Source organism: Algoriphagus ornithinivorans (assembly GCF_900115305.1).
GTDB classification, from domain to species: domain Bacteria; phylum Bacteroidota; class Bacteroidia; order Cytophagales; family Cyclobacteriaceae; genus Algoriphagus; species Algoriphagus ornithinivorans.
Genome location: NZ_FOVW01000006.1, coordinates 146,200 through 159,162 on the forward strand (window position 1 = coordinate 146,200; position 12,963 = coordinate 159,162).

The 12,963-nt window shown below is 39.1% G+C and carries 15 protein-coding genes; 7 read left to right on the forward strand and 8 right to left on the reverse strand.

From position 1 onward, the window contains the following. Positions 1 to 8: 8 nt before the first annotated feature. On the reverse strand, positions 9 to 500 hold the full coding sequence (locus BM073_RS10635; protein ID WP_091653974.1) for a DNA topoisomerase IV: 492 nt from the start codon (positions 498 to 500) through the stop codon (positions 9 to 11). 244 nt (positions 501 to 744) lie between these two features. Between BM073_RS10635 and BM073_RS10640 the strand changes: the two genes are divergently transcribed. Continuing rightward, complete coding sequence (locus tag BM073_RS10640) at positions 745 to 1,128, forward strand: hypothetical protein (RefSeq protein WP_091653978.1); 384 nt, start codon at positions 745 to 747, stop codon at positions 1,126 to 1,128. Here the strand turns inward: BM073_RS10640 and BM073_RS10645 are convergent. Together BM073_RS10645 and BM073_RS10650 are read right to left on the reverse strand one after the other, a co-directional pair. Further along, positions 1,109 to 2,041, reverse strand: a complete 933-nt coding sequence (locus BM073_RS10645) for an ROK family protein (RefSeq protein ID WP_091654320.1) — start codon at positions 2,039 to 2,041, stop codon at positions 1,109 to 1,111. The genes BM073_RS10640 and BM073_RS10645 overlap by 20 nt on opposite strands. A gap of 45 nt (positions 2,042 to 2,086) precedes the next feature. After that, complete coding sequence (locus BM073_RS10650) at positions 2,087 to 2,575, reverse strand: YkgJ family cysteine cluster protein (protein ID WP_091654322.1); 489 nt, start codon at positions 2,573 to 2,575, stop codon at positions 2,087 to 2,089. Between the two features lie 87 nt (positions 2,576 to 2,662). Between BM073_RS10650 and BM073_RS10655 the strand changes: the two genes are divergently transcribed. Then, on the forward strand, positions 2,663 to 3,022 hold the full coding sequence (locus tag BM073_RS10655; RefSeq protein WP_091653979.1) for an arsenate reductase family protein: 360 nt from the start codon (positions 2,663 to 2,665) through the stop codon (positions 3,020 to 3,022). On the opposite strand, the gene BM073_RS10660 is transcribed toward BM073_RS10655, so the two are convergent. Beyond that, on the reverse strand, positions 3,019 to 3,849 hold the full coding sequence (locus tag BM073_RS10660) for a CvfB family protein (protein WP_091653981.1): 831 nt from the start codon (positions 3,847 to 3,849) through the stop codon (positions 3,019 to 3,021). The two genes, BM073_RS10655 and BM073_RS10660, sit on opposite strands and share 4 nt — an antisense overlap. 178 nt (positions 3,850 to 4,027) lie before the next feature. On the opposite strand from BM073_RS10660, the gene BM073_RS10665 reads away from it, so the two are divergent. Together BM073_RS10665 and BM073_RS10670 are read left to right on the forward strand one after the other, a co-directional pair. Further along, complete coding sequence (locus BM073_RS10665; protein ID WP_091653982.1) at positions 4,028 to 4,918, forward strand: 3-hydroxybutyryl-CoA dehydrogenase; 891 nt, start codon at positions 4,028 to 4,030, stop codon at positions 4,916 to 4,918. Positions 4,919 to 4,931: 13 nt separating this feature from the next. Then, positions 4,932 to 5,549 (forward strand): deoxynucleoside kinase, encoded by a 618-nt coding sequence (locus BM073_RS10670; RefSeq protein WP_091653984.1) that lies wholly within the window; start codon positions 4,932 to 4,934, stop codon positions 5,547 to 5,549. A gap of 28 nt (positions 5,550 to 5,577) precedes the next feature. Here the strand turns inward: BM073_RS10670 and BM073_RS10675 are convergent, their stop codons facing one another. Genes BM073_RS10675 through BM073_RS18100 form a run of 3 tightly spaced genes read right to left on the reverse strand, consistent with a single transcriptional unit; the run spans position 5,578 to position 6,837 of the window. After that, a complete protein-coding gene (locus tag BM073_RS10675) occupies positions 5,578 to 6,222 on the reverse strand; it encodes a DUF7255 family protein (protein WP_091653988.1) in 645 nt (214 codons plus the stop codon). Between the two features lie 2 nt (positions 6,223 to 6,224). Further along, the gene (locus tag BM073_RS10680; protein ID WP_091653991.1) at positions 6,225 to 6,683 is read right to left on the reverse strand and encodes a DUF2452 domain-containing protein; all 459 of its coding nucleotides are present in this window, start codon (positions 6,681 to 6,683) and stop codon (positions 6,225 to 6,227) included. A gap of 7 nt (positions 6,684 to 6,690) precedes the next feature. After that, on the reverse strand, positions 6,691 to 6,837 hold the full coding sequence (locus BM073_RS18100) for a hypothetical protein (RefSeq protein WP_175557892.1): 147 nt from the start codon (positions 6,835 to 6,837) through the stop codon (positions 6,691 to 6,693). A gap of 169 nt (positions 6,838 to 7,006) precedes the next feature. On the opposite strand from BM073_RS18100, the gene BM073_RS10685 reads away from it, so the two are divergent. Genes BM073_RS10685 through ggt form a run of 3 tightly spaced genes read left to right on the forward strand, consistent with a single transcriptional unit; the run spans position 7,007 to position 11,438 of the window. Continuing rightward, on the forward strand, positions 7,007 to 7,342 hold the full coding sequence (locus BM073_RS10685) for an Hpt domain-containing protein (RefSeq protein ID WP_091653995.1): 336 nt from the start codon (positions 7,007 to 7,009) through the stop codon (positions 7,340 to 7,342). A 12-nt stretch (positions 7,343 to 7,354) separates the two neighbouring features. Further along, positions 7,355 to 9,733 carry a S9 family peptidase gene (locus BM073_RS10690; RefSeq protein WP_091653998.1) on the forward strand — a complete coding sequence of 793 codons (2,379 nt, stop codon included), beginning with the start codon at positions 7,355 to 7,357 and terminating at the stop codon, positions 9,731 to 9,733. Then, the gene (gene ggt / locus BM073_RS10695; RefSeq protein ID WP_091654324.1) at positions 9,726 to 11,438 is read left to right on the forward strand and encodes a gamma-glutamyltransferase; all 1,713 of its coding nucleotides are present in this window, start codon (positions 9,726 to 9,728) and stop codon (positions 11,436 to 11,438) included. Before BM073_RS10690 ends, ggt begins: the two co-directional genes overlap by 8 nt. Positions 11,439 to 11,956: 518 nt before the next feature. Here the strand turns inward: ggt and BM073_RS10700 are convergent. Then, positions 11,957 to 12,919 carry a tryptophan 2,3-dioxygenase family protein gene (locus BM073_RS10700; protein ID WP_091654001.1) on the reverse strand — a complete coding sequence of 321 codons (963 nt, stop codon included), beginning with the start codon at positions 12,917 to 12,919 and terminating at the stop codon, positions 11,957 to 11,959. Between the last annotated feature and the right edge of the window lie 44 nt (positions 12,920 to 12,963).

Genomic DNA, 12,963 nt, shown 5'->3' on the forward strand with positions numbered 1-12,963 from the left:
TCTTATCCTTAATCTCTTTTCTGTAGCTGTTTGGCTTTTCCTACGAAAAGCAAAAAGAGTGCAATGATCCAAAGTACCAAAAGCCCAGGAATCAAATAAAAGAAAAAGCCAAATTCATCTGCTGCGATCTCCTCCTGATTATTGGTGGCATGGATGTAAAATACAATAGTCGCAAGACTCAGATTGATAATGCCTCCAAAGGAGTAAAACCAAGTCAATAAATAATCTCTATAATTATCTCCTATCGGAAAAAGCTTGTGGAGTTTTCTATACGATTTGGTCTCCAACATTTTTGGCGGAACGAGCACCAAAGCATTCAAAGCCACAAATGTCGCAATCATCCCATAGAAAAAGTTTCCTTTTCCAATAGTAGAAATCCCTCCTTCTCCATCTGTTTGATAAGTGACCTGATCGGTCAATGCTGAGTAGAAGTAAAGGAGAAAAAAGAGAAAGAAAATGATGCTGATGTAGTAAAAGGCTTTCCCAAAACGGTAGTACATAATTCACGGGTAATTAGATGTGCTAATATAAAGGATTTGCTCAAACAGAATGTGCCAATATGGGTTTCATGCTATGACAATATTTGTCATTAATTTCAAAAAACCGTGAGCATAAGCTGATTAAGGCAAAAAACAAATCCGGAAATTTTCAATAGTACTCGAAATTGATTCAAATAGTTTTATTGAAAACATAGTCCTGATTTAAGATTGCGCTATACCTTTGCTTCAAATTAATTATTGCCCAATGAAATATTCAATTTCTTTCATTTTCGTATTTCTACTATTTATTGCTGCTTGTTCAGGTCCTCTGGATACCGGCAACATCAATATTGAGAATTGGAAAAATGACAGATATGGATGCAGTGGTCTTAGAATCCAAGATTTGGATGAATTGGAAAAAATCAAAAACAGCTTTTTAGGAGCTAATAATCAAGAAATCATCAAAACTTTTGGTAGGCCGGACCGGGTAGAATTGGTTGATAAAAGCCAAAGCTTCTTCTTTTATTTTCTAGAGCCAAGCAATGCATGTGAAGGGGTAGAAATAGAAAAAGAACCTCTGAAGGTTCTTTTTCGAATGAATGCAATATCTAAGGTTTCTGAAGTGACTATTACAACCCTGAACCCATAAAACACAAGGCGGCAGCACCTAATGTGCCGGCATTATTTTCTAGGGTGGCTTTTTTCAACCTCAAATCCTTATTGTAGTAATTAGTCAGGTATTGACGGATTGTTCTTTCCATAGAAGGCATCATAAACTCCAATCCAGCAGAAATACCACCCCCAAAATACACCTCTGTAACGTCCAAAATTCGAACAGTCGATACGATAGCTTCGCCCAGGATAATACCCACTTCCTGAAAGACCATCAGGGAAACTTCATTTCCTTCCTTGGCTGTGTCGACCAATAAATGGGTTCCCAGTTCAGCACCTTTCAATCTTCCAGCCTTCTCAGGATAAGCAGCTATCATTCTCTCAAGAATGGATAAAATGCCCTTTCTACCGATCAGTGTTTCCAATCTGGCACTACCGCTTGATAGCATGTGACCCATTTCAAGGGCATTACCTCTAGAACCTTTGAAAACCTCACCATCCAATACCATTGCACTTCCAATTCCAGTACCCATAGTAATGAAAAGGAAATTATCCGATGGATCATCTTTTCCGTAGTAGAACTCTCCGATTGCTGCAGCTGCTGCATCATTTTCCAAGAAGAACTCTTTATCAGGGTAAGCTTTCTCCAAACCTTGTTTCAGATTGAAATTATTCAGACTTGGAATAGCAGGGATTTCCAGCGGTGTTGTTCTATCCTTACTGATCAAACCAGGTAGTCCTATGCCTACTTTCTCAACCTGAGGATATTTTTTGAAATACTTGTCTAACCCGGAGATAAATGCTTGACCAAAACCTTCGGCATGGTCTCTGAATGGCGTGGTATCCTCTTTTTGAAAATCGAGGATGTTTCCGTTTTTGTCTACAAGTCCGATTTTTAGGTGGGTCCCGCCCACGTCCACTCCTAAAAAGTGTGTCTCCGAATTATTCATTTTGTTCTTCATAGGTTTGATTCTCAAAAAAGCCAAAAAATTGCTTTACTTCCTATATTCTTTGCCAATCTGCTGGAAAATTTTGAAAACTGCAGGACAAACTAGCGTATTTTTTAAAGTTAAACCCAAAATTCCGTGAATATTCTTCCGATTCGTGTGAGGATACTCCCTGCAGGCTTTAGGTCTGTCCTCATAGACTAAACACTTATTATCCGAGTTTAAAAAAGGACAAGGCGAAGAGTTCAAGACATAATCTCCATCTTCATCCCGGTGAAGATATTCGTCTATAAATTCACTGCTTTTTTGACGAAAAACTCTAGCCAATCGATCTATATCTGTTTGCAAAAAAATGGGACTTGTTGTCTTACAGCAATTTGCACATTCAAGGCAATCCAAACTTTCGAATACTTTATCGTGTAGATTTTCAAAGTCTTCATCCAGCTTTTTAGGCTTTACTTTTCGCAGCCTTTCCTTCAGCTTTTTATTAGTTGGGAATTCAGATTTACTCTCAATGTTAAATAATTCTAAATTCAATGAATCTTTTGATGCAGTCACATCTATCTTATTTTCAATTTATTACGTATTTTTTGTATCTTAATAAGACACTAAACCCCAATGACTATGAAAACACATCCATCAGAACTTTTATTCTATCACAGCGCAGGTCAACCCATTGATAAGCAAACCAAAGCCTACGCAAAATCTCTGGCAAAATTTGTCAACGAGATCGATGTGGTGAAACAAAGAATCACTGCGACTCAATGGGATAGCATATTATTGAAACTTGGACTACGTGCCAAGGACCTGCTCAATCGAGCCCATCCTGATTACCAGAAATACATCGCAGGTAAAAACTGGGATGATGAAGACTGGCTCAAAATCTTGGTCAAATATCCCTATTTGATCAAATCACCGATTGCACTATTCAGAAATAAAGCGATTCTCTGCCGAACTCCCAGTGATATTTTGAAATTGGATTAATCAGCAAATGCAATCCCATCCTCCAGAATTTTTATTTCTCTGGCTTTATACAACTGCCCTATGCATTGCTTAAAGTGCTTTTTACTCATAGAAAGCACTTTTTTTATTTCTTCAGGATCAGATTTATCATGAAGAGGAAGAAACTTCCTTTCTTCCAATATTTTCAGAATTCGTTCCGCACCTTCCTCGTATTTTTCTCGACCAGTAGGCAATAATTGCAAATCAATTTTACCATCATCTCTCCTTTTCTTCACATAGAGCGTGCGCTGCTCCCCTATTTCCAAAGGTTGAAACACTTCATTTGCATAGACCAAGCCTTCGTATCGGTCTTCTAGTAAGACTTTATATCCAAGGTCAGTTTTATCAAATATCAAACCCTCAACTTGAATTCCCGGCTCATAGTCCTTTGGTGCAGGGTAGATAAAGTCCTTATGCTTGGTACTTCCTATCAGCCTATTGGTTCTGTAATCCACACAGACCTTAACCAAGTACTTTTTCCCAGGTTCCATATTTTTACCCATCTCAGCATTAGGCACCAAAAGATCTTTCGGCAAACCCCAATCCATAAAAGCTCCAAATGAGGTGACTTCCTTAGCTTCCATGACACCCCATTCGTCTAAAAGTGCAATAGGGCGAGTAGTTACAGCAACTGGTCTATCTTCACTGTCAGTATATACAAAAACCTCAAGCTCATCATTTTCACGCTCCTCCCCTTTCAAATAACCTTGGGGTAACAAGACCTCTTCACCGGACTCTAACTGAAGGTATGCTCCAAAATCTGTAAATCTATTGATGGGTAATTTGCTGACTAAGCCGAGTTCTTTCATAGTTCAAAGGTAGCTATTAATCTAAAAGGATTTTGAAATTTTGTGACAAACAAAGTCAGGAAACGCATGTTTAAAAATTGGATTTCCTAGCTGTTGGAAGTAGTTTTGAATCCCTTTGCTTGAAGGCAAAGTCAAAAAAACCCAAATAGAACTGTTTTTAAATTTTAATCGCCTCATTATGAAAAATATCACTGTCATAGGATCTGGAACCATGGGAAATGGTATTGCACACGTTTTTGCTCAAACTGGTTATGAAGTTTCCTTAGTAGACATTAAAGAAGAATTTTTGAACAAAGCTTTAGCTACCATTTCCAAGAATATGGACAGACAGGTTAGCAAAGGCCTTCTATCTGAAGATCAAAAAACTGAAGCTCTAGGGAAAATCAAGAAATTTACCGAACTCAAAGAAGGAGTTAAAGAAGCAGATTTGATCGTTGAGGCGGCTACTGAAAATATGAATATCAAGCTCGATATTTTCAGACAAATGGATGAGTTTGCACCTAAAAGTGCGATTCTGGCAACCAATACCTCCTCCATCTCTATCACCAAAATTGCAGCGGTTACCCAAAGACCTGCACAGGTGATTGGAATGCACTTCATGAACCCAGTTCCTGTCATGAAGCTTGTGGAAGTAATCAGGGGATATGCAACTTCAGATGAGGTTACGGATAAGATCATGGACCTATCCAAAAATTTAGGGAAGGTTCCAGTAGAGGTAAATGATTATCCAGGATTCGTTGCCAACAGAATTTTGATGCCTATGATCAATGAGGCCATCATCACATTATTCGAAGGAGTTGCTGGTGTGGAAGAAATTGACACGGTCATGAAATTAGGCATGGCACATCCTATGGGACCTCTTCAATTGGCTGACTTTATCGGTCTGGATGTTTGCTTATCTATTTTAAAGGTATTGCACGATGGGTTTGGCAATCCTAAATATGCTCCATGTCCTTTATTGGTCAATATGGTAGAGGCAGGTTACAAAGGAGTGAAAACCGGTGAAGGATTTTATCAGTATACTCCGGGAAGCAAGGACATTAAAGTAGCTCCAAGATTCATTAAATAAGCATTAGCAAATCATGCACTTAGCAGTATCCGGAAATATCGGTAGCGGGAAAACTACGCTTACAGAAAAGTTAGCCAAGCATTATGGTTGGAAAGCTGAATTTGAAGCGGTAGATGATAATCCTTACTTACCTGACTTTTATGAAGACATGAAAAGGTGGGCTTTTCACCTTCAGGTTTATTTTTTGAATTCTAGATTCAATCAAATCAAAACTATTCAGGAAAGTAAAACTCCTACTATCCAAGATAGAACGATCTACGAGGATGCTTACATCTTTGCGGCCAACTTGTATAAAAGCAAGCTTTTGAGTGAAAGGGATTACTACAATTATCGAAGTCTTTTTGATAGCATGATTTCTCATGTGAAGGCTCCTGATTTGCTGATTTATCTCAAAGCTGATATACCCAAATTAGTTGGGCAAATAGAAAAAAGAGGTAGATCCTATGAAACGGCAATGAGGATTGATTATCTCAAAAATCTAAATTCTCATTACGAAGATTGGATTTCGAATTATAAAGAAGGGAAGTTATTGATTATTGATGTCAATGAATTGGACTTTGTTGAAAGACCTGAGGACTTCTCTTTTATTGTAGATAAGGTTCATAGAGAAATCTTTGGATTGTTCGCTTAATAAATAAAGCAGCTGAAAGGCTGCTTTTTTACTCCAATTTCCTCAAAAACCAGTTACAGATTACTTTTCTCTGATCCTCATTTGGGTTAACCAACATTTGATCCAAACGCTTCAAGCTCCCACCAGTCATAATCGTTTCATAAGGAGCTATCCGAATCAACTTATAACCATGAATTCTGGACTGAAGATCGATTTGAGCATCATTGAAAGCAGTTAATTTCCAACCTGAAGCACCTACACCGGAATAGTCACCCGGCTCGGAAGCCTGTCCAAACCAAGTCCCCGCAACAGGTGGCCCATTCCAAATTCTTTCCTGCAAACCAGCTTTCTGACATTCCTTTTCATAAGTTCTACAGAGTCTCTTGTAGGCTTCCGAAAAAGGGAAAGACATTTCACTATAAAAATCTGATCTTAAGCTTATTAATCTATATCTATTAAAGTGAATAGGTGAATCAAATAGGAATAAGACCCTGTTGATTTTCATATCAAAATTTGCCTTTTCCAATAGTGGATGCTTTCCTTTTCCACCTAAGTCATCATAGATTTCATGAAGCCAAGCTTGGCCTTTAGAATCTAGAAATGAGGGATTGAACTCCAATTGAAAACGATCATCGAAATCTACTTCTCCTTCTTTTAAGATGGAAAGGAGATTGCTTAAAAGTACTTGTTGCATGACTATATATTCTCTCTGACAACTTCCCAAGTATGGTCTGCCAGTAATTTTACTTCAGCCACAAAAGCAGCAAAGTCTTTCTTTCTTCCCCATTCTTCAGGGGCTATCATGCTCAAAAAATCGGAACCATCCTCTTTCTGGTAAAGAAAGTAGGTATGGTTAATTAAAGGTTCGAATGCAATGGATGCTTGATAAATCCGTTCAGAAACCTCTACCCGGGCTTTAATCTTTTTTGCCTGATCGGCCAAAAGCTGCATCTGCTCATAGATTTGAGCCATCTGCATATCAGTTTGGCTTTGCATAGCAGCCACGGCTCTGCCCGTAATTTTACCCTTATCTTCAGGTTTGATCAGAGCACTGCCCGAATGATGAGCATAGGGAAGAGTTCCGGGTTCCTCGGTCGTCTTATCCTTCATGCGTTCCAGATCCAACTTATCTACATCTATCTTCTTTCCAGTCATTGACTTTTTATTCTTCTCCTGTTGTAATACGTTCTTTTAGATTCCCTTTTGAGCCAGGGAAAGTAGTTCTTTGAGAAATATCATAACCAATCCAAAGCATGATTAGCATGAATATCACAAAGACTATCAAAAAGACTTTCTTGTTCTTTTTCATAACAGTACTTCCTTATTCTGGTTCAAAATTAATGTTTAACCAGTAAACACACATCTTTATAACTGATTTATGGAATCTTTGATTAAGAAATCCCTGATATTGAAAAATGTTTTTAATTTTAAGGATAGGTACCAAACAATCATTTTTATTTTGACTAGTCAAATTGCTCATGTATCAGCTAATCAGTGAACAAAGCATCTACCAATATTTTGGAGATGATGATCCGGATATGATCAGGGATATGATCCAAATTATTCTGGAAACCAACGTCCATGACCTCAAGGAGTTAGGGGATTTTTACGAAAAAAAGGAATTTGAAATCATCAAAAAAAGATGTCATAAGGCAAAGCCTAGCATGAGCTATATAGGAGCTATCAAGACTAGGAAATTGCTGGAGGAAATTGAGGCGGATATACCCAACTCACTTCCTCTGAATGCAAAACTTCAAAATCACCTTTTAACCATTGAGGATGAATTGAAAAAATTCGTCAAAACTCTTGATTAATATTTAACAAGCATGGTTCGTAATTGTCTACTTATCCTGGCATTTATATGCCTATCCTCTCCCCTTTTTGCCCAATCTCAATTAAGCGTGGAATACATCATGCGGGATCCTCAATGGATGGGTACTTTCCCAAGTAGAGCAAGATGGAGTGATGATAGTCAAACTATTTATTTCCAATACAATCCAGAAAAAAATCCTGCTGATTCCACTTACAAGATTCAAATAAGCTCTCCAAAACAAATCCAGAAAGTGAACTGGAAAGAAGAGAGTGCCATGAGGAGAGATCAGGCCAATTGGAATACTGATTATTCTCAGAGAGTTTATTTGAGTGCATCAGACCAGATTTCTTTGGAAAATATGAAAACAGGCCAGAAAAAGGTTCTGTTAAGTTGGCACTCAAGGGTTTCAAACCCAACTTTCTTGGCGGATGAAAATTTGATCTCATTTGTCTCTGATCAAAATATTTTCACGCTTAATCTTAGTACCGGAGTTGTTAAAAAGGTCACTCAAATATCCTCTGGTTCTAAACCTTCCAAAAAATCTAATGCTACCCAAGCAGAGCAGGTTAAAGGATTTGTGGAAGCTGAAAATTTAGAGCTTCTTCAAGTGGTCAAAGAAAGACAGGAGGCGGAGAAAAAACGCGCAGCCTACAGAGAGGCTACCAGAGAACAGGCGGAGGAAAAATTTGTCTATTACACCGAGGGAAAAAGTCCGGCTAACCTCCAACTTTCACCTGATGGCAACTTTGCAAGCTTCACCTATTATAATTCATCCAGCAACAAAAACACGAAAGTACCTGACTATGTCGCTGCCTCAGGTTATACAGAAGACCTAAATGCGAGACCAAAAGTAGGTACCGATCCTACCACTTCGGAAATCGGGATTTATGACCTGAAAAGAGACAGCGTTTATTTCATAGATTATTCGAAGCTTCCTGGTCTACAGGATCTTCCTGATTACACCAAAGACTACCCAGACAAAAAATGGGATAGCACAAATAGAAAATTATCTCTTTTTGGACCCATATTTTCTCCTGACGGAAAAAGAGCAATCGTTCAAGCCCGATCTTTTGACAATAAGGACCGATGGATTGCTGAGGTAAATCTTCAAACAGGTGAATTAAAAAATTTGGACAGGCAAAGAGATGAGGCTTGGATTGCAGGACCTGGAATTGGCTGGACTTTTTCAGGAGGAACCTTAGGTTGGCTCCCAGATAGCAAGCATATTTATTTTCAATCTGAAGAAAGCGGATATTCTCACCTATATCTCTTAAATGTAGAAAATGGAAATAAAAAGGCTTTGACTTCAGGTGCCTACGAGGTATTTGATCCTTTCATTTCCAGAGATAAAAAAAGTTGGTTCTTTACTAGTTCTGAGGTAGATCCTGGAGAAAGACATTTTTACCAAATGCCTCTTATGGGAGGAAAAAAGGTCCAGCTCACTTCCATGACCGGAAATAATGAGGTAAGTCTATCTCCGGATCAGAGTAAAATGGCTATTATTCATTCTTATAGTAACCGACCCGAGGAGCTTTACATTCAGGACTTAAAACCCGGAGCCAAACCTGTTCAACTTACCAACGGACAGAGTGAGGAATTCAAAGCTTATAACTGGAGAGATCCGGAAATTATTCGATTCCAGGCTGAAGATGGTGCGATGGTACCTGCGAGAATTTATCAGCCAGAAGCCTCAAAGAAAAATGGAGCTGCTGTCATCTTTGTACATGGAGCTGGATATCTTCAAAATGTACACAAATGGTGGAGCAGTTATTTCAGGGAATATATGTTCCATAATCTTTTGACAGATTTGGGTTACACCGTTTTGGATATAGACTATAGAGCTTCTTCTGGATATGGAAGAGATTGGAGAACGGGCATTTATAGACATATGGGAGGAAAGGACTTGTCTGACCAAGTTGACGGCGCCAAACATTTAGTAGAAAAGTATGGGGTAGATGCTGATAGAATTGGAATTTACGGAGGTAGCTATGGAGGCTTTATCACGCTTATGGCACTATTTACTGCTCCTGAGGTTTTTAAATCCGGAGCTGCCCTTCGCTCAGTAACCGATTGGGCACATTACAATCACGGATATACTTCCAATATTCTCAATACTCCTGAAGAAGATCCAATAGCTTATAGAAGATCCTCTCCTATCTATTTTGCGGAAGGTTTGAAAGGGAACCTTTTGATGGCGCATGGAATGGTAGATGTGAATGTTCACTTCCAAGACGTAGTTAGATTATCCCAGAGACTCATAGAATTAGGAAAAGACAATTGGGAAATGGCTATTTACCCAGTCGAGGATCATGGATTTGTGGAGCCTAGCTCCTGGACAGATGAATACAAGAGAATTCTTAAATTATTCAATAACACCCTACTCAATGATTAAGAGTTTTAAATCGATCAAGCTATTGCAAGTTTATGCAATAGCTTTTTTGTTGTTTTCTTGTTCCGAGAAACAACCTGAGGCTGAAAAAACACAAGGATTGATAGCTGATCAAGCCATGATCGTATCTGCAAGAAAAGAGGCCTCAGATATTGGCACAGCAATCCTTCAAAAAGGGGGGAATGCATTTGACGCGATGATGGCAACTGAAATGGCGCTGGCTGTGACCTATCCTTTTGCAGGTAATCTAGGAGGAGGAGGATTTGCGGTATTTAGAATGGCCGATGGAAGCACTGGATCTATAGATTATAGAGAAAAAGCTCCCCTAGCCGCCGACAGGGACATGTATTTGGATGAAGATGGAAATATTATTCCTGGCTTAAGTACCCAAGGGGCCTTAGCCTCGGGAGTTCCCGGAACAATCTCAGGTATCTTCACAGCTCAAGAGAAGTATGGAAAACTAAGCCCTGCTGAGGTTCTTCAACCTGTGATTGAACTCGCCGAAAAAGGATTCGTGGTAACCCAAAGACAAGCGGAACGCTTTGATAGATTGAGAGATACCTTTATCGAAGTCAATGGACCTGAAACTTTCTTTGCACAGAAAATCAATGCAGGAGACACTTTAAAAATCCCGGTTTTAGCACAAACCTTGAAGAGAATAGCCTTGAATGGAAAGGATGAATTCTATAAAGGTGAAACAGCTCAAATTCTTGTCAAACACATGCAGAATTTGGGAGGGATCATTACCGAGGAAGATTTGGCTTCCTATGAGGCAGCATGGAGAGATCCTATTATTTTCAATTATAAAGATCTGAAGATTATTTCCATGGCGCCACCGAGTTCTGGTGGTATTACAATCGGTCAGATTTTTAAAATGGTGGAGCCTTTCGATCTGCAGTCTATGGGGCATCATTCCCCTGAATACATCCAAGTACTGGTGGAAGCAGAAAGAAGGGCCTATGCGGATAGAAACTACTATCTGGGCGATCCTGATTTTGTAGAGATTCCCGTGGATGACCTATTAGATGACTCCTATCTTCGAGCAAGAATGGAGGATTTCTCATTGGATCAGGCAACTAAATCAGAAGATATTTCTGAAGGAAAAATAGCCTTTGCCGAGAGCATGGAAACTACCCACTACTCCATTGTAGATCAAGAAGGCAATGCGATCTCCGTAACGACCACCTTAAATGGAGCTTATGGAAGCAAGGTGTATATCGATGAACTGGGCTTTTTTATGAACAATGAAATGGATGATTTCAGCTCCAAAGCTGGAGAGCCCAATATGTTTGGGTTGATTGGAGCTGAAGCGAATAGCATTGCTCCGGGAAAACGCATGCTGAGCTCCATGACCCCTACTATTGTAGAAAAGGCGGGTGAATTATGGATGGTGGTAGGGACTCCGGGAGGATCCACTATTATAACATCTGTGGTTCAGACAATTTTGAATGTCTATGAGTTTGAGATGAGTATGCAGGAAGCCGTGGAATCACCGAGATTTCATCATCAATGGCTCCCCGATTTAGTCAGCTTTGAGCCAAATTCTTTTGATACCACCTTGATCTCAAACTTAAAGTCAAAAGGATATATCATCTTGGAAAACAATAATCCAATTATTGGAAAGGTAGATGCTATTTTAAAGCTACCTAATGGAAAACTGGAAGGCGGTGCAGATCCCAGAGGGGATGATGCAGCTTCAGGATTCTAAGTTGAAAAGAGGCTATCAAATAAATTCCTCTGGTGTCAGCCTGTGTCTTCAATATTCTTTGAACATACAATAAAATGATAAGACGAATTCATCCAATATGGATTCGTCTTTTGTCTTTTAGCAATTGAAATCCATCTCTTTTAGAAAAAACTTATTTAATGAGGGCGCGGTGGGCTGACGCAGCAGCGGGCCAGCGTCCGGCCCGGTGCGGCTGGAGCTTTGCTGCGTCTTGAATTTTTGGTTCTTTTGCTTCAAGGCAAAAGAACGAAGAGAAAAAAGAAAATGCTTAATTAAAGCAGTAAGTGCTTGATAGAGTTAAAACAAATTTTCGATAAGGAAGAATTAAATTCCGAAACTTCAATTATTTCGGAATTTAATTTAATCTGTCATTGGTAGCACCTGCCTGACGCAGGCAGGGAGTCGAAGCCCATTTCTATCGTTATAGCCCACATTTCGACCCCATTCAATTGTCGGAAAGCTCAATGTGGCAAAATAAAGCTTTGAGATAACCTCTCTCCTTATTCATTCTCTCCAAAAATCTCTTTCACTACCCAGCCTTTCCCCCACTCTTCCATTTCCTTTTCTGTCCACAACTCCGGATAAAATATCACCTTCTGAAAGCGCGGAGGCAGGTATTTTTGCCAGTTGGTTCCACCAGTAGCAGCGATATCCACCGGATCTTTTTGCAAATACCTAACGGCTGATTTATAATGCGCCAAAGGCCAAAATACATTCGCTTTAAGATCAAACTTTTTCATTAAATCCGTCAACTCATCGGATGGATGATCAATCTCCATATACTTATGCCATAAGTTTTTCCTTCTATAGCCTTCAATGAGTTCTTTTAATTTCTTCCCGTATTTCAGTTCGAAGTTTTTGAGCGTCAAAGTCTTTTTCCCACTGGCCAATTCAATGGCTCCTTGCTGCCAATACAGGTGTTCAAATAAATCATCAGCAGGAGAATGATAATCAAACTGAGATCTTTTGGATAAAGTGACCAATTGAAAAGCATCCGTAGCCATCAATTCAATCTCTCTATACTGGGCACTTTGAAAACCTGAAGAAGGTAAAAGAGACATTCTAAACTTCAAAAACTGCTCCTTTTCCATCCCTTTCCACATCATGGCAAAAGAGCTGATCAAATGATCAAAATACATCAGTATCCTTTCTAATCTGGATTGAAAGAATTCCTCGGTCAATTCTTTTTCATCGGCAATTTGCTCCATTTCAGAGATGATCAGCTTGAAGTAGAGCTCTGTAATCTGATGATAAATGATAAAAATTTTCTCATCCTTAAAGCTGGTTTTGGGCTGCTGTAAGGATAAAAGCACATCCAAATTGATGTATTCCCAATAGGTCAAATAATCAGCATATAGCAGCCCTTCAAGATAGGAAAGCATATCCTGACCGGAGGCTTTGAACTTCTCTTCCAGCTGCTTGATTTTGTCTAATATCTTCGGGTCAAATTCGGATTCGTGCATGGGGATTTTTTGGGAAAAATGATAGTTTTTTAGGTGCTTATCTA